Genomic DNA, 23213 nt, shown 5'->3' with positions numbered 1-23213 from the left:
CGGGGCCCCCGTGCTCTTCCAGGCTAGGGGGAGCCACTGACAACGCCGGTCGGATTTCCCGGTTGCATAACAACCTCGGGGCCTTGAACATGCCCGACGCCACTCACGACGATATAGCACGCGCTTTCGATTACCGGGCCAAGTCCGCCACCTTCACCCGAAGGAGTGGCGGGGCTAGGGTTCGGCGCATGATCGACGATGCTCATGACCTGGCATGTGTACACGCGGCGACGGAACGGCTCCTGAACGCTGCCGCCGGACTGGACAACGCGTCACTGGCCGAGCCGTCACGGCTTCCGGGCTGGAGCCGCGGACACGTCCTCGCCCATCTCTCCCGCAACGCCGACGCCCTCGTGAACGTCCTCGAAGGCCGCCCCATGTACGCCGACGCCGCGACCCGCGACGCCGACATCGAGCGGGACGCCCCGCGCCCGCCCGCCGCCCAGCTCGACGACCTGCGCACGAGCGCGGACCGGTTCCGGCGCACGGCCGGGGCCCCGGCGGACCGGAGCCGCACCGTGGAGCTGCGCAACGGTGTGACCGACCTCGCGGCCCGGGTGCCGTTCCGGCGGTGGGCCGAGGTCGAGCTGCACCACGTGGACCTCGGCACCGGCTACGAGCTGGAGAACCTTCCGGCGGAGTTCACCGAGCGGGAGACCGACTTCCTCACGGAGCGGTTCGCGGGGCACCCGGACGTCCCCGCGACGGTGCTGATCTCCGAGGCGGGACGAACGTGGACGACCGGCGGCGGCGCCCCGGACGGTCCGGTCACGGTCGAGGGACCGGCCGCCGAGCTGCTGGGCTGGCTCGCCGGCCGCCGCGACGGCTCCGCGCTGACGGTACGGGGCGGCACGCTGCCCGCGCTGCCCCCGCTCTGACTTCGCGGCTCCTCCCCATGGGCGACCCGCCCGCCGCTCCCCGCTATAGGCTGATCACCATGACGTACAGCGGCGAGGTCAAGGTCGGCGGACCGGCCGACGTGCACGAGCTGAAAGACCTGATGATCACGAAGATCGCGGTCGGCCCGATGAACAACAACGCCTATCTGCTGCGCTGCCGGGCCACCGACGAGCAACTGCTGATCGACGCGGCCGACGACGCGCCCTCGCTCCTCGGCATGATCGGTGACGACGGCGTCGCGTCCGTCGTCACCACCCACCAGCACGGCGACCACTGGCAGGCCCTCGCCGACGTCGCGGCGGCCACGGGCGCGCGCACCTACGCGGGCCGCGAGGACGCCCCCGGCATCCCGGTCACCACGGACGTCCTGGTGGACGACGGCGACGTCATCCGCGTGGGACAGGTGGAACTCACCGCACGCCACCTCGTCGGCCACACCCCGGGCTCCATCGCCCTGGTCTACGACGACCCGCACGGCCACCCGCACGTCTTCACCGGCGACTGCCTCTTCCCGGGCGGCGTCGGCAACACGCACCAGGACCCCGAGGCGTTCGCGAGCCTCATCCACGACGTGGAGACGAAGATCTTCGACGTGCTGCCCGACGAGACCTGGGTCTACCCCGGCCACGGCGACGACACCACCCTGGGCGCCGAGCGCCCGCACCTGCCGGAGTGGCACGCGCGCGGCTGGTGAGACGGCGGCCGGGCTCGCTCGCCTAGGGCCTCTCGTTTGGATCAGGCCGGGCTCGCGGGGTCTGGCACCGCGCCTCGCCGCGTTGTCGTCGGTTGCCATGGCTCCGCCATGACGCCCTCCTCCGCCTTGCGATGCACGGTGCCAGACCCCGCTCCCTGATCCAGCCTGATCCAAACGAAAGACCTAGGCGTCCGCCCGCGCCGCTCCGGCCAGCGTGGCCACCCGCTCGACCGCGAAGACGTAGCCCTGCACTCCGCAGCCCGCGATGACGCCGTCGGCGCGCAGCGAGACGTAGGAGTGGTGCCGGAACGACTCGCGCTGGTGGATGTTGGAGATGTGCACCTCCACGACGGGCATGCCGTCGCAGGTGTTGAGCGCGTCCAGGATCGCGACCGAGGTGTGGGAGTAGGCGCCGGGGTTGATGACGATCCCGGCGTGGCCGAGCCGGGCCTCGTGGATCCAGTCCACGAGTTCGCCCTCGTGGTTGGACTGCCGGAAGTCCACGGTGCCGCCGTAGCGGGCCGCCGCCGCGACGCACATCGCCTCCACATCGGCGAGCGTGTCCTTGCCGTAGATCTCGGGCTGCCGCTGGCCGAGGAGGTTCAGATTGGGCCCGTTGAGGATCATGATCGGGGCGCTGGCCAGGGTGCGGGGCACGGTTCCTCCGGGTCCGTAAGGGTGCGGTGTTCCACGACCGCTCGTCGGACCGGTCTATCACGGCGGCTTCGGGCGGTGCCGGACGGCTACGGGTTGATCGCCAGCTCCAGGTAGGCCGCGAAGACGACCAGGTGGACGCCGCCCTGGAGCGGGGTGGCGCGGCCCGGTACGACCGTGAGGGTGCCGACGATCACGGTCAGCGCGAGCAGCAGCATATGGGTGGAGCCGAGGCCCAGCACGAGCGGGCCGGGCAGCCAGAAGGAGGCCAGGGCGACGGCGGGGATGGTCAGGCCGATGCTGGCCATGGCGGAGCCGAGCGCCAGGTTGAGGCTGGTCTGGACGCGGTCGCGGCGGGCCGCGCGCAGGGCGGCGATCGTCTCGGGCAGCAGCACGAGCAGGGCGATGATCACGCCGACGACCGCGTGGTGCAGGCCCGCCCGCTCCACGGCGGACTCGATGGTGGGCGACACCCCCTTGGCCAGTCCGACCACGCCCACCAGGGCGAGGCCGAGCAGGCCGAGGCTGAACCAGGCGCGGCGGGCGGTCGGGGGCTCGGCGTGCCGGCCGGCGGTGATGATCTCGCCCTCCCGGGTGACCGGCAGGAAGTAGTCGCGGTGCCGCACGGTCTGGGTGGCCACGAACAGGCCGTAGAGGACGAGCGAGGACAGCGCGGCGAACGACAGCTGCACGCTGGAGAACTCGGGCCCGGGCTTGCTGCTCGTGAACGTCGGCAGCACGAGGCTGAGCGTGGCCAGGGTCGCCACCGTCGCGAGGGCCGCTCCGGCGCCCTCGGAGTTGAACACCGCCGTGCCGTGGTGCAGCGAGGCGACCAGGAGGCAGAGTCCGAGGATGCCGTTGCAGGTGATCATCACGGCGGCGAAGACGGTGTCCCGGGCCAGTGTGGCGCCCTTCTCACCGCCGTCGATCATCAGGGTGACGATCAGCGCCACCTCGATGATCGTCACGGCGACGGCCAGCACCAGGGAGCCGAAGGGCTCGCCCACCCGGTGGGCGACGACCTCCGCGTGGTGCACGGCCGCGAGGACGGACCCGGCGAGCACCAGGGTGATCAGCGCGACGAGCCCGGCGGGCAGCTCGCGCCCCCAGGTGAGGGCCAGCAGGACGACCGCGAGCACCGGCACGAGGAACGTCCACCGTGCGGCGAGCGACCTGAGCCGAGTGATCATGCAGCGATGGTGGCAGAGGCGGAGGATCTTCGCATTCCGTCTCTGCCGAGCATCGCCCCGGGTGCGGCTCCGGTGCCGCACCCGGTGCCGCTCCGGGCGTCAGGCGTCCACGTCGGCCTTCGCCGGGTCCTTGCCGCCCTTACCGCCCTTGCCGTCGGCCGCGTCCAGGGCCGCCTGCTTCCGGGTCGCCAGCAGGCTGGTGACCGTGGTGACGATCAGGACACCGCAGATCACGCCCAGGGAGACCGGGATGCTGATCTCCGGGACATGGACCCCGGACTCGTGCAGGGCGTGCAGCACCAGCTTGACGCCGATGAAGCCGAGGATGATCGACAGGCCGTAGGACAGGTGCACCAGCTTGCTCAGCAGGCCGCCGATGAGGAAGTACAGCTGCCGCAGGCCCATCAGGGCGAAGGCGTTGGCCGTGAAGACGATGTACGGGTCCTGGGTCAGGCCGAAGATCGCGGGGATGGAGTCCAGCGCGAAGAGCACGTCGGTGGTGCCGATGGCCAGCATCACGACCAGCATCGGGGTCATGACCCGCTTGCCGTTCTGCTGGATCCACAGCTTGGTGCCGTGGTAGCGGTCGGCCACGCCGAACCTGCGCTCGGCCGCCTTCAGCAGCTTGTTCTCCTCGTACTCCTCGTCCTCGTGGCTGTTCCGGGCGTCCTGGACGAGCTTCCAGGCGGTCCAGATCAGGAAGGCGCCGAAGAGGTAGAACACCCAGGAGAAGCTGGCGAGGATCGCGGCTCCGGCGGCGATGAAGATCGCGCGCAGGACCAGGGCGATGAGCACGCCGACGAGCAGCACGCGCTGCTGGTACCGCGCGGGGACGGCGAACTTCGCCATGATCAGGACGAAGACGAAGAGGTTGTCGACGCTCAGCGACTTCTCGGTGATGAAACCGGCGAAGAACTCTCCGGCCGGGCGTCCGCCGCCGAAGACGAACAGCCCGAGGCCGAAGAGTCCGGCCAGGGCGATCCAGACGGCCGTCCAGATGCCCGCTTCCTTGATGGAGACCTCGTGCGGCTTGCGGCCGATGAAGAAATCGACGGCGATCAGCGCGGCGAGGCCCGCGATGGTGAGGACCCAAAGGGTCACAGAGACTTCCACTGCACCTCCGGCATGGGGTAACGGCAAACACATCAGCTTGTCGCTGCTGCCGGAGGTCTCTTCCACCCGGGAGACGGGCCGACGCCCCGGGACCGCTCGGGTCCGTACTGACGGGCACGTCGCACTGAGGAGTACTCCCCTCCGTACGGACGACAGTACCCCAATAACCAAGGAACAGTAAAGAGAAAGGTAAAATAAAGACCAAGTTCGCAGGTCAGAGCCGCTTTACTGTTACTTGATCATCCCCTTTACAGATGCGGCAGGATCGTCGGCATCAGGTCCTGGAAGGTGCGGCCCCGGGCGGGCTCGCCGAGCGCGGTCAGCTTCCAGCCCTGGCCCGCGCGGTGGACCTTGGCCATGATCTGGGCCGTGTACGCGCCGCCGCCCGCCAGCGTGTAGCGGGCCAGCTCCTGGCCGTTGGTCTCGTCGACCAGGCGGCAGAAGGCGTTCTCCACCTCCTGGAAGGTCTGGCCCGAGAACGAGTTCACCGTGAACACGATCTGGTCGACGTGGGCCGGGACGCGCTGGAGGTCCACCAGGATGGCCTCGTCGTCCCCGCCGTGCCCGACACCGCCGACCAGGTTGTCCCCGGTGTGCCGGACGGAGCCGTCGTCGCTCACCAGATGGCGGAAGAAGACGACGTCGACGGGCTGCTTCTCGGCGAAGAGCACCGCCGAGGCGTCCAGGTCGATCTCGCGGGTGCGCGAGCCGAACAGGCCCCGCCGCTTGGCCGCCTGCCAGCCGAGACCCATGCGGACCGCCGTCAGGCTGGCCCCGTCCTGCTTCTCCAGACTGATGGCCTGGCCCTTGGACAAGTTGACGGTCACGGCTGATTCCCCTCTCGGCGTTTCCCCTGTTGCCGCGTCTCACGCGGTTGTCAGGAACCCTACGCAGGGGCACCGAGCGTGCCGAACCCCGCCCCGTGCTTTGTGTCGGTGTTGCAACACACCGCGCGCGGGCGGGGTCCAGAGGTGTACGGGAGGGTCAGGCGAGGCCCGCCTCCCGCATCTGGCGCAGTTCCTTCTTCATCTCGGAGACCTCGTCGCGCAGCCGGGCGGCGATCTCGAACTTCAGCTCCGCGGCGGCGGCGCGCATCCGCTCGGTCATCTCCTCGATCTGCTCCGCCAGCTCGGCCGCCGGGCGGTCGGTCGGCGCGACGGCGGCCTTGCCCCGCGCGGTCTTCGTGGACTTCGCGGTCTTGGTGTCGGCGTCCCCGGCGTTCTTGCCCGCCTTGCCGCCGAGCGAGGGCACCGGTGCCTTGGCCGGCTTGCCGTCCTTCTGCTTGCGGTAGCCCGAGCCGAGCAGCTGCTCGGTATCCACCTCTTCGCGGGCGATCTGCGCGACGATGTCGTTGATCTTCTTGCGCAGCGGCTGCGGGTCGATGCCGTTGGCCTTGTTGTAGGCGATCTGCTTCTCGCGGCGCCGGTTGGTCTCGTCGATGGCCTTCGCCATCGCCGGGGTGATCTTGTCGGCGTACATGTGGACCTGGCCGGAGACGTTGCGCGCCGCGCGGCCGATGGTCTGGATCAGCGAGGTCCCCGAGCGCAGGAAGCCCTCCTTGTCGGCGTCCAGGATGGCCACGAGGGACACCTCGGGCAGGTCCAGGCCCTCACGCAGGAGGTTGATGCCGACCAGGACGTCGTACTCACCGGCGCGCAGCTCGCGCAGCAGCTCCACGCGGCGCAGGGTGTCCACGTCGCTGTGCAGGTAGCGCACCTGGATGCCGAGTTCCAGGAAGTAGTCGGTGAGGTCCTCGGCCATCTTCTTGGTGAGGGTGGTCACCAGGACGCGCTCGTCCTTCTCGGTGCGCTCGCGGATCTCGTGCACCAGGTCGTCGATCTGGCCCTCGGTGGGCTTCACCACGACCTCGGGGTCGACCAGTCCGGTCGGGCGGATGATCTGCTCCACGACGCCGTCGCCGCGTGAGAGCTCGTAGGCGCCCGGGGTGGCGGACAGATAGACGGTCTGGCCGACGCGCTTCTGGAACTCCTCCCACTTCAGCGGGCGGTTGTCCAGCGCGGAGGGCAGCCGGAAGCCGTGGTCGACCAGGGTGCGCTTGCGGGAGGCGTCGCCCTCGTACATCGCGCCGATCTGCGGGACCGTGACGTGGGACTCGTCGATGACGAGCAGGAAGTCGTCCGGGAAGTAGTCCAGCAGGGTGTTGGGCGCGGAGCCGGGGAGGCGTCCGTCGAAGTGCATCGAGTAGTTCTCCACGCCGGAGCAACTGCCGATCTGGCGCAGCATCTCGATGTCGTAGGTGGTGCGCATCCGCAGCCGCTGGGCCTCCAGGAGCTTGCCCTGCTTCTCCAGCTCGGTCAGCCGCTCGCCCAGCTCCTTCTCGATGTCGTTGACCGCCCGCTCCAGCCGCTCCGGGCCCGCGATGTAGTGCGAGGCGGGGAAGACGTAGAGCTGCTGGTCGTCGGTGATGATCTCGCCGGTGACCGGGTGGAGCGTGGACAGCGCCTCGATCTCGTCGCCGAACATCTCGATGCGGACGGCCAGCTCCTCGTAGACCGGGAAGATCTCGATGGTGTCGCCGCGCACGCGGAAGGTGCCTCGGGTGAAGGCCATGTCGTTGCGCGTGTACTGGATGTCGACGAAGCGGCGCAGCAGCTCGTCGCGGTCGATCTCGTCGCCCACGCGCAGCGGGACCATGCGGTCCACGTACTCCTGCGGGGTACCGAGGCCGTAGATGCAGGACACGGAGGCGACCACGATCACGTCACGGCGGGTGAGCAGGGAGTTCGTCGCCGAGTGGCGCAGGCGCTCGACCTCCTCGTTGATCGAGGAGTCCTTCTCGATGTAGGTGTCCGACTGCGGGACGTACGCCTCGGGCTGGTAGTAGTCGTAGTACGAGACGAAGTATTCGACCGCGTTGTTCGGCAGGAGTTCGCGGAACTCGTTGGCCAGCTGGGCGGCGAGCGTCTTGTTCGGCGCCATCACCAGGGTGGGGCGCTGAAGCTTCTCGATCATCCACGCCGTGGTGGCGGACTTGCCGGTGCCGGTCGCGCCGAGCAGGACGACGTCCTTCTCACCGGCCTCGATGCGCTTGGCCAGGTCGGCGATGGCCGCCGGCTGGTCACCGCTGGGCTGGTAGGGGCTGACGACCTCGAAGGGCGCCACCGTGCGTTCGATCTGGGAAACGGGCCGCATGTCATCCACCGTACGACCCCCCACTGACAACGGGCCGGGGTCAGTGGCCGTGCGGGGCCCGGGAGCCCTGGGCCCCGGCGTGGCCGACGGGCTGGCGGCCGGCCCGGCGCGGCGGGCGAAGGTGCTGGTGGGAGGCGATGGTGGCGGCCGGGACGCCCGGTTTGGACTCGACGGCCGGGCGGTTCTGAGCGCCCTTGACCATGAGCGGGTCGACCATGACGACGACGCCGACGAGGAGCAGCAGGGCGAGCGGTCCGACGAGGATCGGCACGAGGGCCGCGGCGGGCGCGCCGGGCGGGGTCGTGTGCGCGGCGTGGTGCAGGTGGACGCCGAGGGCGGCCATCCCGGTGTAGTGCATGCCGGTGACGGCGAGGCCCAGGACGAGGCTCGCGCCGACGCTGCCCACCAGGCCCCGGACGCGTACGGCGGCCCACAGGGCGGCGGTCGCCGCCGCCACCGCGATGACGACGGAGGCGGTCACGGTGAGCGTGTTGTAGGTGAAGTGTCCGCCGAAGCGGACCGCCGCCATGCCGAGGTAGTGCATTGAGGCGACGCCCAGACCGGTGATCGTGCCGCCGGTGACGAGCGAGGTGCGGTCGGTGCCCCGGTAACCGACGATGAAGATTCCGACGCCCACCATGACGACGGCGAGTCCGAGGCTCGCCCACGTCATGGGGCCGTCGAAGCGGAGCGGCGCCTCGTCGATGGAGAAACCCATCATGGCGATGAAGTGCATGGTCCAGATGCCGGAGCCGATCGCGACCGACCCGAGCGCCAGCCACATGGGCCGCCACACGCGGGTGACCAGCAGGGACCGGGCCACACAGCGCAACCCGAGGGCACCGCCGAGGCATGCCATCAGGTAGCCCACAAGAGGGGTGGCGACCCCGTAGTCGAACCCGTCGACCGTGCCTCGCATCCGCGGCTGCCCTTCCGCCCAAACGTGTATCCGGAACTCCCGGAACACTCCCCTGGCCCAGGACCGCGGCAGGCGGTCGGGGTTGACGCAGAGAGTATGACCGCCACCGGAATGGTCGAATGATTATCCGGCAAAGAATCACGGCCTCACCCCACTTGTGCGGCAGAGGTGTGCGCGGTTGGCCCACCCCGTTCATCCCGTGGCCGTCCCGCGCCCGCGTGCCGTTGACGCTCTGCTGTCACTCTGGTGCTGTCGGTGTTCGCTGGACGTGAGGAGTACGCATGCACGCGCACGCAGTCGCCACCGTGGCCACCGCGGCCCTGGGAACGGCGGTCCTGCTGGCCCCCGCCTCCGACGCGCGGCCGGCCCGGTCCGTGACCCAGCCCACGGTGATCGCTCACCGGGGTGCCTCCGCGTACGCTCCCGAGAACACACTGGCCTCCATCGACAAGGCCGCGAAGCTCGGCTTCACCTGGGTCGAGAACGACGTGCAGCGCACCAAGGACGGCCGCCTGGTCGTCATCCACGACGACAACCTGGCCCGCACCACCAACGTCGAGAAGGTCTTCCCGCGCCGCGCGCCCTGGAAGGTGAAGGACTTCACCGCCGCCGAGATCGCCCGCCTGGACGCGGGCAGTTGGTACTCCTCCGCGTACGCGGGCACGCGCGTGCCGACGCTGGAGCAGTACATGCGCCGTGTCGAGCGCAACCACGAGAGTCTGCTCCTGGAGGTCAAGAACCCCGAGCTGTACCCGGGCATCGAGCAGCAGATCCTGAAGACCCTGGGCAACGAGGGCTGGCTGGACCGGGCGCATCTGAAGCGGCTGATCGTGCAGAGCTTCAGCGCGGGCAGCGTGCGCACGGTGCACCGGCTCAAGCCCGCCGTCACCACCGCCCTGCTGGGTCGCCCGGCGGTGTCCAGGATCGGCGGCTACGCCCGCTACGTCGACCTGATCAACCCCTCCCACGGCACCCTCTCCACCAGCTACGTCTCCACCGTGCACGCCTTCACCGGAGCGCACGGCAAGCCGCTGCGGGTCTTCGCCTGGACGGTCAACGACGCGGCCACCGCCCGCAAGGTCAGGGCGTACGGCGTGAACGGCATCATCACCAACAAGCCCGACGTGGTGCGCACGGCGCTGCGCGCGGAGTGAACCCGGGGGCGTTGTCAGTGCCGGGTCGTACGGTGGGCGCATGGACAGCCATGGGCAGGACGAGCAGCGGGTCGTGTGGACCGTCGTGGACACCGGCATCGGCCCGCTGATGCTGGCGGCGACCCGTCAGGGACTGGTCAACGTCGTCTTCCACGCCACGGACGCGATCAGCGAGCGCGTCCGCGAGCGGCTGACGGCCCGGCTCGGCGCCGAGCCCGTCGAGGACCCGGACGCCCCGCTGCTGGTGGAGGCGATACGGCAGGTGGAGGCGTATCTCGCGGGTGAGCGCCGCGACTTCGACCTGCCGCTGGACTGGTCGCTGATCTCCGGCTTCAACCGGGAGGTGCTGCGCGAGCTGGCCTCCGGCGTCCCCTACGGCACGGTGGTGGGCTACGGCGATCTCGCGGGCCGGGTCGGCCAGCCGGGCGGGGCGCAGGCGGTGGGCGCGGCGATGGGCGCCAACCCGCTGCCCGTGGTGGTGCCGTGTCACCGGGTGGTGGAGAGCGACGGCGGCATCGGGGGTTTCGGGGGCGGTCTGGAGACCAAGCGGCAGTTGCTCGCGCTGGAGGGCGTGCTGCCTGAGCCGCTGTTCTGACGGACCGGCACGCGGTTCCCTCCGGTTCGCACGCGGGGTTCGCTCCGGCCCGGCACGCGGCGCTCCGACCAGCCCGGCACCCCGGTTCTGTTTAGCCGGGCGCCTCGCCCGCCAGAAAGGGAGTGGGACCGACTGACGGGAGGCGGGCACATGGTGCTGGTGATGTCGGAGGAAGTCCGGGAGGCGATGTCGGCCGGACGGCCCGTGGTGGCGCTGGAGTCCACGATCATCGCGCACGGTCTGCCCCGCCCGGACAATCTGCGGGTCGGTCTGGAGCTGGAGGACACGGTGCGCCGGGAGGGCGCCGTGCCCGCGACCGTCGCCGTGCTGGACGGGCGCCCCCGCATCGGCCTCACCAAGGACGAGCTGGAGCGGGTCGCGGGTGAGGACGGGATCAGGAAGCTGAGCCACCGCGATCTGCCCCTGGCGGTCGCCACCGGGGCGAGCGGTGCCACCACGGTGTCGGCGACGGCCCGGCTCGCGGCCCTGGCGGGCATCCGGGTCTTCGCCACCGGAGGTCTGGGCGGGGTGCACCGGCAGTGGACGCTCACCCAGGACGAGTCGGCGGACCTGGGCCTGCTGGCCCGCACCCGGATCACCGTGGTGTGCGCGGGCGTGAAGTCGGTCCTGGACGTACCGGCGACCCTGGAGCGCCTGGAGACGCTGGGCGTGAGCGTCGCCGGTTACCGCACGGACCGGTTCCCCGGCTTCTATCTGTCGGACTCGGGCTTCCCGGTGGACTGGACGCTCGACGGCCCGGAGCAGGTGGCCGAGGTGATGCGGGCCCAGGACGCCCTCGGCGGGCAGGAGTCGGCGCTGCTCGTCGCCAACCCGGTCCCGCCGGAGCGGCAGCTCGATCCCGGGCTGCACGCGCGCGTGCTCGCGGAAGCGCTGGACGCCTGTGAGCGGGAGGGCGTCACCGGTCAAGCGGTCACACCGTTCCTGCTGGGCTATCTGGTCCGGCACACGGACGGGGCGTCGCTGCGGGCCAACTTGGCGGCGGTGCGCGGCAATGTGCGGCTGGCGGCGCGGATCGCCCTGGCGTGGGCCGGGAAGTGACCGGCCCTGCGGGCGGTCTCCTGGTCGTCGGTGATGTGATCACCGATGTCGTGGCCCGGCATCCGGGGCCGCTCGCGACCGGCACCGACACCGCCGCCGTGATCCGCACGCTGCCGGGCGGCGCGGGCGCCAACGTGGCTTGCTGGGCCGCCCACACGGGCTGTGCCGACGTACGGCTGCTCGGGCGGGTCGGCGCGGACGCGGCGCGGTGGCACGAACGGGAGCTGCGCGCGGCTGGGGTGCGGCCCCACCTGGTGGTTGATCCGGCGGCGCCGACCGGCACCGTGATCTGCCTGGTCGACTCGGGGGCGGCGGCCGAGCGCACGTTCCTCACGTGCAGTGGCGCCTCGTTGCGGATCGAACCCGCCGACTGGTCGGACACGTTGCTCGACGGCGTCGGCCGACTGCATCTGTCGGGTTATCTGCTGTTCGCGGAGTCGAGCCGGGCGCTGGCGCGGGTGGCGCTCGCCGCGGCACGCGCGCGTGGGGTGCCGGTCAGCCTCGACCCGGCCTCGGCGGGCTTCCTCGCGGAACTCGGCGTGGACCGGTTCCTCGCCTTCGCTCGGGGGCTCGACGTACTGCTGCCCAGCCGGGACGAGGCGTGTCTGCTGACCGGCCGGACCGACTGGGCGGACGCGGCGGCCGAGTTGAGCGGGGTGGTGCCGGTCGTGGTGGCCAAGTCGGGGGCGGACGGGGCGCTGGTGGCCCGGTCGGGGGCGGTGCGGGCGCGGATACCCGCCGTACCGGCGACGCCTCGGGACACCACGGGCGCAGGTGACGCGTTCACCGGTGCGTTCCTCGCCGCGCTCGGCGCGGGCGCGTCCGTCGAGGCGGCGGCGGAGCGGGGGTGCGGGGCCGGGGCGCGGGCGGTGGAGCGGGTGGGCGGTCGGCCGCCGCGTCCGGGGCCGGGTACGCGTTCGGGTACGGCGGACACGACCGCACCCGGGAGGTACGAGGCGTACCGGCCTGACCCCACAGCGCCCGCGCCCGGTGTGTGAGGTGTCAGGCCTTGCGGCCCCATGCCGAGATCATCGGGGCCGTGGCGAGGTCCATGCCGCCCGCCTCCACATGGGCCAGATGCCGGTCGATCTCCTCGTCGGTGGCGATCCCCGCCGCGACGAGCCGGTCCCGGATCTGCCGGACGGTGGCGGACTCCAGGGCGGTGCAGGCGGGTGAGGTGACGGGGAAGTACGCGTCGGCCTCGACCTCGCGCAGTCCGGCGTCGCGGAGCAGGCGCGGGAGCTTGCGGCCGTAGGAGAGGTCGGCGCCGCGCCCGGCGAGCAGGGTGCGGAAGCCCTGGCGCAGCCGGTTCGCCAGCTCCTGCTCGGGGCCGTACTCGTCGGGGCAGAGCAGGGGTTGCAGGGCGGGGTCGGCGTCCTCGACGATGCAGGGCGGGGTCGGCGTCCTCGACGAGCAGCTGGCCGCCCGGCTTCAGCGCGTCGATCATCGAGCGCAACGCCCGTTCCCGGTCGGGGACGTGGACGAGGACCAGCCGGGCGTGCACCAGGTCGAAGCGCTGCCCGGGCGGCTCCTCGGTGCTCACGTCGTGGACGAGGACCCGGACCGGTGGCCGGGCCGCGGCGGTGAGGCGGGTGGTGTCGATGTCGGTGGCGACGACCTCGCCGGTGGGGCCGACCTTCCTGGCCAGCCAGGACACGACGGAGGTGCCGCCCGCGCCGACCTCCCAGCAGCGCTGGCCGGGGCCGATGCCGAGGCGTTCGAGGTGGCGGAAGGTGGTGGGGTCGAAGAGGGAGGCGAAGGCGTCGAAGCGTTCCTGCGCCTCCGTCTGGCGGTTGTCCAGAAGGTATCCGTCGGGTCGCGTCATGTCGTGATCATTCCAGCAACAGCCTGCTCCACCTCCGTCGACGTCCCGTTGTCCACAGGCGGGAACAAAGCGGAACTCCCCCTTCCCACAGGCTTCTCCGCGCTCGTGGCAGGACTGGCACACTGGCCGGGCACGGCGCGAAAGCGTCACGTGAGGAGATCCAGGGCAAGGAGATCCAGATGACCATGGCGGGCAATCTGCGGAAGGTCACGGGGCTGGGCAAGGCCGGCGGTCTGCGCAGGGTGGCGCGGCTGGCCAGACGGCGTCCCCGGGTCGACCTGAGCCACCCGGCCAGGTCGCCCCTGGGCTCCTCGGTGGTCAACTGCGTGACGTACCAGGACGGTGTCCGGGTGTCCGGCGCCACCGATCTGGTGGACGCGGTGCGGACGGTCCGCAAGAGCGGGGAGGGCTTCGTCTGGCTGGGGCTGCACGAGCCGACGGCCCAGGAGTTCGCGGGCATCGCCGAGCTGTTCGACCTGCATCCGCTGGCGGTGGAGGACGCGGTGGAGGCCCATCAGCGGCCGAAGCTGGAGCGGTACGGAGAGACGCTGTTCGCGGTCTTCAAAACGGTCTGTTACGTGGAGCACGAGCAGCTGACGGCGACCAGCGAGGTCGTGGACACCGGCGAGATCATGGTGTTCCTCGGCGAGGACTTCGTCGTCACCGTGCGGCACGGACGGCACGGCTCGCTCGGGCCTCTGCGGGAGGAGCTGGAGGCGCGGCCGGAGCAGCTGGCGCAGGGCCCGGCGGCGGTGTTGTACGCGATCGCGGACCATGTGGTGGACGAGTATCTGAACGTCACGGACGCGGTGCAGGCGGACATCGACCTGGTCGAGACGGACGTGTTCGCGGAGAACGGCGCGCGGACCGACCCCGGCCGCATCTACCAGCTGAAGCGTGAACTCCTGGAGCTGAAGCGGGCGGTGGTGCCGCTCGGCCGGCCGCTGGAGGATCTGGCGACCCGGCCGATACGCGTGGTGGACCCGGAGATCCAGGCGTACTTCCGGGACGTGCTGGACCATCTGATACGGGCCAGGGACCAGATCGCCGCGTTCGACGAACTGCTCAACTCGATCCTCCAGGCGCATCTGGCGCAGGTGACGGTCGCGCAGAACGAGGACATGCGGAAGATCACGGCCTGGGCGGCGGTGATCGCCGTGCCGACGATGGTGTGCGGTGTGTACGGCATGAATTTCAAGCACATGCCGGAGCTGGACTGGCGGTTCGGCTATCCGCTCGTCATGTCCGTGACCGTGCTGTTCTGTGCCGTGGTCTACCGGGGCTTCCGGCGCAACGGCTGGCTCTGACGCCTGCCGGGTTTCCGGCGCTCAGCCGTTCCAGGCCGGGTGGCGCGGATCGTCGGCGCGCACCAGGACGTCGGCCGTGCCGACCGGGTCGGTCTCCGCCTCGTAGCGGGCGAAGGCGGGGAGCGTCCAGTGGTCGTCCTCGGGGGTGCGGCGGCGCAGGGCGCCCGGAGAGAGAAGGAGGTGGACCGTCAGATCGAAGGGGAACCAGTGCCGCAGAAGGAGGGGACCATGCGTCAACAGCACCGCACCGGGCGGTAGTCGGACGTACGGGCTGCGGGTGGCACGGTCGGTGTCCGCGTCCCACAGGTCCGGCAGCACCCGCCCGTCGCCACCGGGGTCCAGCGGCCCGAAGACCTCGCGCCACAGCGCGCCCGTGTCGAACCAGCCGCTGTAGTACGACTCCTCGTCGCGCCGCCCGTGTTCGAGACGCAGCGAGGCTGGACGCAGAAAGCCCTCGGTCCCCACGACGAGCGAAGGCCGCCCCCGCACCCGCAACGCCCCCGCGACCCGCTCCGCAAGATCCCCCGGCCGCGCCGCCGACGCCCCGTCGAACCCCACCCGCGTCCAGTCACCCCCGTCAGCGGGCTCCAGCCCGACGATCCGCTCGGCAAGCCGCTCCGCCAACCGCTCCCAGGTGATCGCTTCAAGTCGCACGGGGCCATGATGCCGGGTCCTGCCGGACGGGGGGCGGGGCGACTGCCGGACGAGGGCTGCCGGGCAAGTTGGCTGTCAGAGGCGGGCAGGGTGGCTGCCGGAGGCGAGCCGGATGGCTGCCGGGCGGAGGCCGAGCCGGACCGCACGGGGCGGGCGGTTCCTCGGTGGTACGGCCGAATTCCGGGTGGTCCGGCACGGGACGGGGGCGCCGCCACGGGGAATGAACCGCGTATGGCACGCCCCGCCGCTCCTCCGCCCTCCGGTTCGCCCGAGGGGGTCGCCCACGGTGCCCCCGAAGGGCTCGCCTCCCCCGGCGCGCTCGCCTCCCCAGACGGACCCCCCTCCCCCGACAACGCCGACAACCCCGGCACCCTCGTCGTAGTCCAGCCACTCCGCCGCAAGCGATGCGCAGCGTGTCGAAGTGGGCCCTTGTCGCTGCTCGTGTTGGAGGACGGGGCGCCCCGGTGTCTGGAGTGTGTGGATCTTGGGCATCTCGTGTTGTTGCCGCGAGGGGATGCCGCGTTGACGCGGAGGGCGCGGGAGGAGAGTGGGTTGTGGGCGGTGGTGGTGCGGTTCGACCGGCGCAGGGGCCGGTACGAGCGGCAGGGGGTGCTGGTGGAGGAGGAGGCGCTGGCGCGGGCGGAGGCCCGTTGTCTGGCCGACGCCGAGGCCAGGCGGCGGAGGAGGGCGCGGGACGCGGGGCGCAGGGCGGTGGAGGACGAGCGGTTCGTGGCGGACTTCGCGGCGGAGGTGCGGCGGCTGTTCCCGGGGTGTCCCGGCGAGCGGGCCCGGGCCATCGCGGCCCACGCGGGGGCGCGGGGCAGCGGGCGGGTCGGGCGGAGCGCGGCCGGGCGGGCGCTGTCCGAGGAGGCGGTGACCTCGGCGGTCGTGGCCTCGGTGCGGCACATGGACACGCCGTACGACCGGTTGATCATGAGCGGTGTGCCGAGGAGGGAGGCCAGGGAGCGGATCGCGGAGGACGTGCGGGAGGTGGTGCGGGGATGGGGCGGACGGCCGCTGCGGAGTCCGGCCACCGGGCACCGCGCGAGACGCGGGAGCGGCCAGGGCGATGGGCAGGACCGGAGAGGAGAAGTGAGCGGATGAACCCCTGCCGGAGTGCGACGCGGCGCGGTGAAAGGCGAGGTCCGCCGCTCTGCGCGGGCGTCGGGCGCGACGTATCGTGGCCGGAAGAGTCCCGGAACAGCGCTCCGGGACGGTCTCGCACCAGCGCCGGGCGACCGCCGAGTGATCCCAGCCCGATGACGCACGGCCCGTCGTACCCCAGGTACCCCCAGCCCGCCGGTATCCGTACACGAGGAATACGCCGATGGCCGATCCCAAGGGGTTCATGACCACCCCGCGCGAGGAGTGGCCGCGGCGGTCCGTGGAGGAGCGGGCGCGGGACTGGGCCGAGGTGTACGTCCCGGGGGCGCTGTTGCCGATCATCAGTGCGCAGGCCGACCGCTGTATGGACTGCGGGGTGCCGTTCTGCCACGAGGCGTGTCCGCTGGGCAATCTGATCCCGGAGTGGAACGACCTGGTGGCGCGCTCGGACTGGCGGGCGGCGAGCGACCGGCTGCACGCGACGAACAACTTCCCGGAGTTCACCGGACGGTTGTGTCCCGCGCCGTGCGAGGCGGGGTGCGTGCTCGCGATCAACCAGCCGGCGGTCACCATCAAGAACGTCGAGTGCGCGATCGCGGAGCGGGCCTGGGAGGAGGGCTTCGTGCCGCCCCGGCCGCCGGAGCGGCTGTCGGGGAAGACCGTGGCGGTGATCGGTTCGGGCCCTGCCGGGCTGGCGGCGGCGCAGCAGCTGACGCGGGCCGGGCACACGGTCGCGGTGTACGAGAAGGACGACCGGATCGGGGGCCTGATGCGGTACGGCATCCCCGAGTTCAAGATGGAGAAGCGGCAACTGGAGCGGCGGCTGGAGCAGATGGAGGCGGAGGGCACCCGGTTCCGTACGTCGGTGACGGTCGGGCGGGACGTACCGGCGACGGAGCTGCGGGCGCGGTACGACGCGGTGGTGGTCGCGACGGGCGCCACGGCATGGCGGGAACTGGCGGTGCCGGGGCGTGAGTTGGCCGGGATACACCAGGCGATGGAGTATCTTCCGCTGGCCAACAAGGTGCGCGAGGGGGACCTCGCGGTCTCGCCGCTGTCGGCGGAGGGGCGGCACGTGGTGATCGTGGGCGGCGGCGACACCGGGGCCGACTGCCTGGGCACGGCGGTGCGCGAGGGCGCCGCGTCGGTGACCCAGCTCGACATCTACGCCCAGCCGCCCGACGCGCGCGACGAGGACGCCGAGCCGTGGCCGACGTATCCGAAGCTCTACCGGCTGTCGGCGGCGCACGAGGAGGCGCGGGAGCTGCGGACGGCACCGGCGGCGGACGCGGACGCGCGGCTGTTCGCGGCGTCCACGCTCCGCTTCACCGGGGACGCCGAGGGGCATGTGCGGTCGCTGCACCTGGTCGAGGTGGACGAGCGGCGCCGCCCGCTGCCGGGCACCGGGCGGACGCTCCCCGCCGACCTGGTGCTGCTGGCGCTCGGCTTCTCCGGGCCTGACCGGGAGGACGGGCTGATCGACCAGCTGGGGCTGCGGACGGAGCCGCGCGGGACGCTCGCCCGGGACGGGGACTTCGGGACCGGTGTCCCCGGCGTGTTCGCCGCCGGGGACGCGGCGCGTGGTCAGTCGCTGATCGTGTGGGCGATAGCGGAGGGACGGTCGGTGGCGGCGGCCGTGGACTGCTATCTGACGGGCGGTTCCTGGCTTCCGGCGCCGGTGTCGCCGTACGACAGGCCCATGACCGTGTAGCCGACGATCAACAGAGGGAGGGAGTAGGTGAAGTGATGGACAGTCAGATGTGGATCGGGTCTATGGCGGGCCAAGGGGAACAAGGGGAAGGGCATGTGTCAAAAAGAGCCGTGCGGGATCAGGAGAGCAGGAAATCCGCCTCCCCCGCCTTGGCGCCCTCGATGAAGGCGGTCATCTCGTCCGTGGTATATATCAGCGCGGGGCCGTCCGGGTCGGTGGACTGGCGGACGGCGATGCGGCCGTCGGCGAGCTTCATCGCCTCCAGGCAGTTGCCCCCGTTGCCCCCGCTCCACGGCTTGTGCCAGCCGTCGCTGCCCAGCTCCCGCGCGGGCATACCGTTGTAGACACGACCGCGCGGATTGATGCGATCCATTCACAGCTCCTTGCGGAGATCCCGCAGGATCTCCTTCGTGCGTTGTGCCGTGGCGGCCTGTGCCGCCATGCGGTCCATGACCTCCAGGTGGCTCGCCACCTCGGAGCGCGCGTCCAGATAGACGGCGCCGGTCAGGTACTCGCTGTAGACCATGTCCGGAAGCTCCGGCATGGCGAATCGGAACAGCACGAAGGGCCCGTACGTGCCCGGGTGCGGCCCGTCGGCGAACGGGGCCACCTGGAGCGTCACATTGGGCAGCTTCGCGGCCTCGAGCAACTTGTCGATCTGTCGGCGCATCACCTCCGGGCCGCCGACCTGGCGACGCAGGACGGTCTCGTCCATGACGGCCCAGAAGCGGGGCGCGTCCGGCCGGGTGAGCAGGTCCTGACGGCGCATCCGCAGGGCGACGTGCCGCTCGATGTCGTCGGGGCTGGTCTGGCCGATGGCGCCCGATTCGAGCACTCCGCGCGCGTAGCCCTCGGTCTGGAGCAGTCCGGGCACGAAGTGCGGTTCGTAGGAGCGGATGAGGGAGGCGGCCCCCTCCAGGCTGACGTACATCGAGAACCAGCCGGGCAGGATGTCGTGGAACCGCTGCCACCAGCCGGGCCGGTTGGCGTCCTCGGCGAGGCGGACGAAGAGTTCGGCCTCGTCGTCGGGCACCCCGTACGCCCTGAGCAGCAGTTGCAGATACGGGATCTTGAGGGAGACCTCGGCCATCTCCATCCGGCGCACGGTGGCGGGGGCGACATGGAGGAGGTGTGCGGCCTCCTCGCGCTTCAGCCCGGCACGTTCCCGCAGTTCCAGCAGGCGTCGGCCGAGGACCACCTGACCCACGGTCGGCGCGGACCGCGGTTCGCTCACGTGCCACCTCCGACTGACATCCCGCTCCGGCAAAGAATCGCGACAGCGCCGGGACGCCGGGCACGGTGTCCCGGCAGCTTCGCGTCCCGACAGCCCTGCGGCGCCGTTCGAAGAGCGTGCGTGGATCCGGCCGGATCGACGACGGTCCCAATTGGCGCCGCGCGACGTGCTGTTGCGAGCAGTGTGCCACGGCGCTTCACCGCGTCACACAGCACTCTGCATTTTTCAGAGTGACACTTGCCAAGTGTTCACGGCGGGGAGATAGTGGCAAGCGTGATTCCGTCCGCGCCCTTAGGAACAGACTCCGCCGCAGACCGGCCCGGTCTCGGTGTCGCCACCGGAGAAGCCCCGGTCAGGGGCGCCACCAAGCGACGGTTCCGCTTCGAGCTGGCCGCACATCCGGGTTCGCCCGCCGAGGCCAGACGCGTGACGCGCGCCCGGCTGGACGGCTGGTCGGTGTGCGCGGACACGTGTGACAGCGCAGCCCTGGTGGTGTCCGAGCTGGTCACCAACGCGATCATGCACACCGCGAGCAGTCAGGTCGTGTGCGAGCTGCACGACCACGACGACGTGGTGCGCATAGCCGTGCGCGACGAGGGATGCGCGCCCGGTGATCCCCGCCCGGCACAGCAGCGGCCCGACGAGGAGCACGGGAGGGGGTTGCTTCTCGTGGACGCGCTGTGCCGGGCCTGGGGCGCCCAGCAGCACGGGCCCGGCCTCCTGGTGTGGGCCGAGCTGCCCCGCGAGGGCGACGCAGAGGAGTCCGCGCCCGAGGAGGCCCACGGCACGGAGTACGGCACGGCCGACGAGCTGTTCGCGGCCTACGGCGCGGCGGACGACGCCGACGCCATGGCCGACGGCATCGCCGACGCCCCCGCCGGAACCCGGGAGCACACGCCCGCCCGCGACCCCCGCGCCGACCTCGGCTGGGGTGTACGCCCCAAGCCGGACCCCTCGCCCCTGCCGGGTGAGGACGAACCCGCCGGGCCCGCCGTCCGCAGCGACGAGACGGTTCCGGCCCAGTGGGCCGGGCCGCGTCGTGGCGCGGTCCCGCACGGGCGCACCCAGCCGTGGGCCGTCCCGTGACGGGCGCCGGGCAGCCGCTGGGGCTCGACACGCTCGTCAGGCTGGGGCGTCGTCGTCACCTGCCCGTACCGACCGGTCGGCCCGTTCTCCCCGAGGGCATGACGACCCCGCTCGGCATGGACGCCGTGGCGGTCCCGGACCGGCTGGGCGCGCTGCTCCTGGCCCGGCTGCCGCGCGTGGGGTGCGTGTACGCCGACGGCACGCACTGGTGGTGGATCGTCCCCGCCGACTCCGACTACGCCCTGTCCTGGCCCGCCCCGGCCCACTACGCCACCGGCGCCGCCCTCCCCACCACCGCCCGGCTGCTCCACCGCCCCGAGGGCACGATCCCCTACACCCCGCCGATCCCCCTGTACCTCGCCCTGTGCCGGGCGACGGGCACGACCCCGGACTGGTCCCGCCCGCTGTCGGCCTGATCCGAGGGGCCTGACCGGGCCGACCTCCACACCACCATGCGCCCGTCATGACCTCGTCGCGCCCGTGCATGCGCGGGCTCGCCCCGGAAGGCCCCGTTCCTCCGCGCACCGCACTCCCCCCGCGCCCCCCGCACCCCCGCTCGCGCCCTGCCCGCGCCGTCGTCGTGCCGGGATAGTGGCCGTTCGGTCATGGCGTCGGGAGGTTCCGGGTGGGGCGGAGGCGGGGGCGGGAAGAGAGCGAGGTGTCGGAGTCGGAGCGGCTGCTGTTCGGCGGGCCGCTCCGGTACGACATGGGGTGGAACGAGCACTCGCAGGCGTTCCTGGAGCTGAGCTTCCGGGCGATGGTGCGGCGGCTGCCGGGGATGCTGGGGTCCAGTCTGCGGCTGGCGCGGCGCGCCGACCCGGGGGCCGCGCGGACCGTGCTGGCCGCCGAGGTGGGCCGGGGTGTGGCGCAGGCGGTGAGTCTGCTGGCCGTGAACAGCGCGCTCGGCAGCCTGCTCAGTGGCCCGGACATCGAGGAGCGGCTGCGCTCCGCGGCCCCCGCCCTGGCCGTGATGGCCGCCATGATGCTGGTCGCCGCGCTGCTGCGGGCCGCCTCCACCTACGCCACCGGGCGCCTGGAGCCCAAGGTGGAGCGGGTGGCGACCGAGCTGTATCTGGAGCGGGCGGCCGATGTGGAGCTGGCCGCGATCGAGGACCACGCCTTCCACAAGCTGCTGGACACCGCGCAGTACGGCGCCCGCTCGGCCCGGCACATGATCTCGTACAGCGCCCGGGTGATCAACGCGATGATCTCGCTGATCGCCGCCGCCGGTGTGCTGACCGTGCTGCATCCGGCGCTGCTGCCGCTGCTGGTCACCATGACGCTGCCGAGCGCCTGGAGTTCCCTGACCATCGCGCGGCGGCGCTACGAGTCGTTCCACATCTGGGTGCAGCACGCCCGGGCGGGCCAGCTCATCGGCAGTCTGCTCACCGAGCCGGGCGCGGCGCCGGAGATCCGGGTGCACGGGGTCGGGCCGTTCCTGCTGCGGCACTACCGGTCGATGTCGGAGACGGCGGAGGCGGAGCAGGCCCGGCTGTCGCGGCTGGCCGCGCGCACCGGCCTGGTGGCCGCCGCCTGGACCGGTCTCGCGACGCTCGCCACGTACGCCACGCTCGGCGCGCTGCTGGTGGCGGGCGCGATGGCGCTGTCGGTGGCGGGTACGGCGGTGATCGCGATCCGGACCGGGGCGGCGAGCCTGGACACGCTGGTGCTGGAGATCAACCAGCTGCACGAGGAGGCCCTGTTCGTGGGCGATCTGGAGCGGCTGTACGTGGAGGCGGCCGAGCGGGCGATCCCGGTCGGCGGGGAGGAACTGCCCGAGGAGCCGAAGGAGATCCGGTTCGAGGACGTCACCTTCAGCTATCCGGGCGAGGGCTCCCGTCCGGCCCTCGACGGCGTGACCCTGAGCCTGCCGACGGGCCGGATCATCGCGCTGGTCGGGGAGAACGGCTCGGGCAAGACCACCCTGGTCAAGCTGCTGGCGGGGCTGTACAACCCGGACCGGGGCCGCATCCTGTGGGACGGTGTCGACGCGGCGCGGGCCGACCGGCGGGCGCTCGCCGAGCGGGTCGCGATGGTGGCCCAGGACTTCAAGCGCTGGCCGTTCACCGCGAAGGTGAACGTGGCCGTCGGCCGGTCCTCCGTGCCCATGACCGAGGAGCGGCTGGACGCGTCGGTGGCCGAGGCGGGCGCCGAGGAGGTGGTGGCCGCGCTCCCGAACGGCCTGGACACCCTGCTGGCCCGCAATTTCAGCGGCGGCCACGAGCTGTCCGGCGGCCAGTGGCAGCGGCTCGGGATCGCGCGGGCCGCCTACCGGCGCGGGGACATCCTGATCGTGGACGAGCCGACGGCGGCGCTGGACGCGCGGGCCGAGCTGGCGGTGTTCGAGAAGATCCGGGCGCTGGCGGGCAGCGGGCAGACCGTCGTCCTGATCACCCACCGGCTGGCCTCCGTACGCCATGCCGATCTGGTGCATGTGCTGGAGCGCGGGCGGCTCGTGGAGTCCGGCACGCCGGAGGAGCTGCTGGCCGGGGGCGGGGTGTACGCGGAGCTGTACGCGCTCCAGGCGGAGCAGTTCACGGGGGCGGTGCCGACGCCCAGGTCCGCGTGAGCCGGGCCCGGCCCCAAGGTCCGCGTGAGCCCGCCCGCCCGTCTCAGTCGGCGCCCTCCGGCCCCCGCAGGATCACCAGGAAGGTGTCCGTGGCCAGGTCCATCACGACCTCCGCGGGCAGCCCTTCGAGGCGTCGCGCGTGCGCGAACTCCTCCGCCGGCCATGATCCGCGCGGTCCACCGGCGGGAAAGCGCCCGAGCTCGGTTCGCCCGTTCACCATCTCGCACCTCCAGAAGACGTCGTACTTCATGGAAGTGAACGCTGCGGAGGGGGTGATCGCCTCGGCCGGTGA

22 protein-coding genes and 1 pseudogene are annotated in these 23213 nt (G+C 71.8%); 12 read left to right on the top strand and 11 right to left on the bottom strand.

Annotation, left to right across the window (positions count from 1 at the left end; translation table 11 throughout):
- Positions 1–188: 188 nt before the first annotated feature.
- Together B079_RS0110390 and B079_RS0110385 are read left to right on the top strand one after the other, a co-directional pair.
- On the top strand, positions 189–878 hold the full coding sequence (locus B079_RS0110390; protein WP_018545735.1) for a maleylpyruvate isomerase family mycothiol-dependent enzyme: 690 nt from the start codon (positions 189–191) through the stop codon (positions 876–878).
- A gap of 59 nt (positions 879–937) precedes the next feature.
- Positions 938–1594, top strand: a complete 657-nt coding sequence (locus B079_RS0110385; RefSeq protein WP_018545734.1) for an MBL fold metallo-hydrolase — start codon at positions 938–940, stop codon at positions 1592–1594.
- 183 nt (positions 1595–1777) lie between these two features.
- Here B079_RS0110385 and aroQ read toward each other — a convergent pair whose 3' ends face one another.
- The 6 genes from aroQ to B079_RS0110355 form a co-directional block, all read right to left on the bottom strand.
- Positions 1778–2251, bottom strand: coding sequence for a type II 3-dehydroquinate dehydratase (gene aroQ, locus B079_RS0110380; RefSeq protein WP_018545733.1), 474 nt, complete (start codon positions 2249–2251; stop codon positions 1778–1780).
- A gap of 86 nt (positions 2252–2337) precedes the next feature.
- On the bottom strand, positions 2338–3438 hold the full coding sequence (locus B079_RS0110375) for a calcium:proton antiporter (protein WP_018545732.1): 1101 nt from the start codon (positions 3436–3438) through the stop codon (positions 2338–2340).
- Between the two features lie 99 nt (positions 3439–3537).
- On the bottom strand, positions 3538–4551 hold the full coding sequence (locus tag B079_RS0110370; protein ID WP_026248550.1) for a TerC family protein: 1014 nt from the start codon (positions 4549–4551) through the stop codon (positions 3538–3540).
- 248 nt (positions 4552–4799) lie between these two features.
- On the bottom strand, positions 4800–5378 hold the full coding sequence (locus B079_RS0110365; protein WP_018545730.1) for a TerD family protein: 579 nt from the start codon (positions 5376–5378) through the stop codon (positions 4800–4802).
- A gap of 157 nt (positions 5379–5535) precedes the next feature.
- Complete coding sequence (gene uvrB, locus B079_RS0110360) at positions 5536–7704, bottom strand: excinuclease ABC subunit UvrB (protein WP_018545729.1); 2169 nt, start codon at positions 7702–7704, stop codon at positions 5536–5538.
- Positions 7705–7744: 40 nt separating this feature from the next.
- Positions 7745–8623 (bottom strand): MHYT domain-containing protein, encoded by an 879-nt coding sequence (locus tag B079_RS0110355; RefSeq protein ID WP_018545728.1) that lies wholly within the window; start codon positions 8621–8623, stop codon positions 7745–7747.
- A gap of 281 nt (positions 8624–8904) precedes the next feature.
- Between B079_RS0110355 and B079_RS0110350 the strand changes: the two genes are divergently transcribed.
- From B079_RS0110350 to B079_RS0110335, 4 genes are all read left to right on the top strand, one after another.
- The gene (locus B079_RS0110350; protein WP_018545727.1) at positions 8905–9777 is read left to right on the top strand and encodes a glycerophosphodiester phosphodiesterase; all 873 of its coding nucleotides are present in this window, start codon (positions 8905–8907) and stop codon (positions 9775–9777) included.
- A 40-nt stretch (positions 9778–9817) separates the two neighbouring features.
- Positions 9818–10372 (top strand): methylated-DNA--[protein]-cysteine S-methyltransferase, encoded by a 555-nt coding sequence (locus B079_RS0110345; protein ID WP_018545726.1) that lies wholly within the window; start codon positions 9818–9820, stop codon positions 10370–10372.
- A 150-nt stretch (positions 10373–10522) separates the two neighbouring features.
- Positions 10523–11431, top strand: a complete 909-nt coding sequence (locus B079_RS0110340; RefSeq protein ID WP_018545725.1) for a pseudouridine-5'-phosphate glycosidase — start codon at positions 10523–10525, stop codon at positions 11429–11431.
- Positions 11416–12429: a carbohydrate kinase family protein gene (locus tag B079_RS0110335; RefSeq protein WP_018545724.1), complete on the top strand. Its 1014-nt coding sequence runs from the start codon at positions 11416–11418 to the stop codon at positions 12427–12429. The genes B079_RS0110340 and B079_RS0110335 overlap by 16 nt, the downstream gene beginning before the upstream one ends.
- 4 nt (positions 12430–12433) lie before the next feature.
- Here B079_RS0110335 and B079_RS33795 read toward each other — a convergent pair.
- A pseudogene (locus B079_RS33795) lies at positions 12434–13256 on the bottom strand (methyltransferase domain-containing protein).
- A gap of 179 nt (positions 13257–13435) precedes the next feature.
- Between B079_RS33795 and B079_RS0110320 the strand changes: the two are divergent.
- Positions 13436–14563 (top strand): magnesium and cobalt transport protein CorA, encoded by a 1128-nt coding sequence (locus B079_RS0110320; protein WP_018545721.1) that lies wholly within the window; start codon positions 13436–13438, stop codon positions 14561–14563.
- A gap of 21 nt (positions 14564–14584) precedes the next feature.
- Here B079_RS0110320 and B079_RS0110315 read toward each other — a convergent pair whose 3' ends face one another.
- Positions 14585–15217, bottom strand: a complete 633-nt coding sequence (locus B079_RS0110315; RefSeq protein WP_018545720.1) for a uridine kinase — start codon at positions 15215–15217, stop codon at positions 14585–14587.
- A 429-nt stretch (positions 15218–15646) separates the two neighbouring features.
- On the opposite strand from B079_RS0110315, the gene B079_RS0110310 reads away from it, so the two are divergent.
- Positions 15647–16321 carry a DUF2293 domain-containing protein gene (locus tag B079_RS0110310; RefSeq protein ID WP_018545719.1) on the top strand — a complete coding sequence of 225 codons (675 nt, stop codon included), beginning with the start codon at positions 15647–15649 and terminating at the stop codon, positions 16319–16321.
- 223 nt (positions 16322–16544) lie between these two features.
- On the top strand, positions 16545–18032 hold the full coding sequence (locus tag B079_RS0110305) for a glutamate synthase subunit beta (RefSeq protein ID WP_018545718.1): 1488 nt from the start codon (positions 16545–16547) through the stop codon (positions 18030–18032).
- Between the two features lie 118 nt (positions 18033–18150).
- Here B079_RS0110305 and B079_RS0110300 read toward each other — a convergent pair whose 3' ends face one another.
- Both B079_RS0110300 and B079_RS0110295 read right to left on the bottom strand, forming a co-directional pair.
- Positions 18151–18405 (bottom strand): DUF397 domain-containing protein, encoded by a 255-nt coding sequence (locus B079_RS0110300; RefSeq protein ID WP_018545717.1) that lies wholly within the window; start codon positions 18403–18405, stop codon positions 18151–18153.
- A complete protein-coding gene (locus B079_RS0110295) occupies positions 18406–19266 on the bottom strand; it encodes a helix-turn-helix domain-containing protein (RefSeq protein WP_018545716.1) in 861 nt (286 codons plus the stop codon).
- Positions 19267–19539: 273 nt separating this feature from the next.
- Between B079_RS0110295 and B079_RS33215 the strand changes: the two genes are divergently transcribed.
- From B079_RS33215 to B079_RS0110280, 3 genes are all read left to right on the top strand, one after another.
- Positions 19540–20352: an ATP-binding protein gene (locus B079_RS33215; RefSeq protein ID WP_324604047.1), complete on the top strand. Its 813-nt coding sequence runs from the start codon at positions 19540–19542 to the stop codon at positions 20350–20352.
- On the top strand, positions 20349–20768 hold the full coding sequence (locus B079_RS0110285; RefSeq protein WP_026248549.1) for a hypothetical protein: 420 nt from the start codon (positions 20349–20351) through the stop codon (positions 20766–20768). The genes B079_RS33215 and B079_RS0110285 overlap by 4 nt, the downstream gene beginning before the upstream one ends.
- A 290-nt stretch (positions 20769–21058) precedes the next feature.
- Positions 21059–22921, top strand: coding sequence for an ABC transporter ATP-binding protein (locus B079_RS0110280; protein WP_234016777.1), 1863 nt, complete (start codon positions 21059–21061; stop codon positions 22919–22921).
- Positions 22922–22964: 43 nt separating this feature from the next.
- On the opposite strand, the gene B079_RS31655 is transcribed toward B079_RS0110280, so the two are convergent.
- Entirely contained in the window at positions 22965–23171 is a 207-nt protein-coding gene (locus B079_RS31655; protein ID WP_018545712.1) for a hypothetical protein, read from the bottom strand.
- Between the last annotated feature and the right edge of the window lie 42 nt (positions 23172–23213).

Origin of the sequence: Streptomyces sp. LaPpAH-108, assembly GCF_000373625.1 — a bacterium.
Classification (GTDB): Bacteria; Actinomycetota; Actinomycetes; order Streptomycetales; family Streptomycetaceae; genus Streptomyces.
The sequence above is the reverse complement of the archived record's forward strand: the minus strand, read 5'-3'. Positions and strand labels throughout refer to the sequence as shown.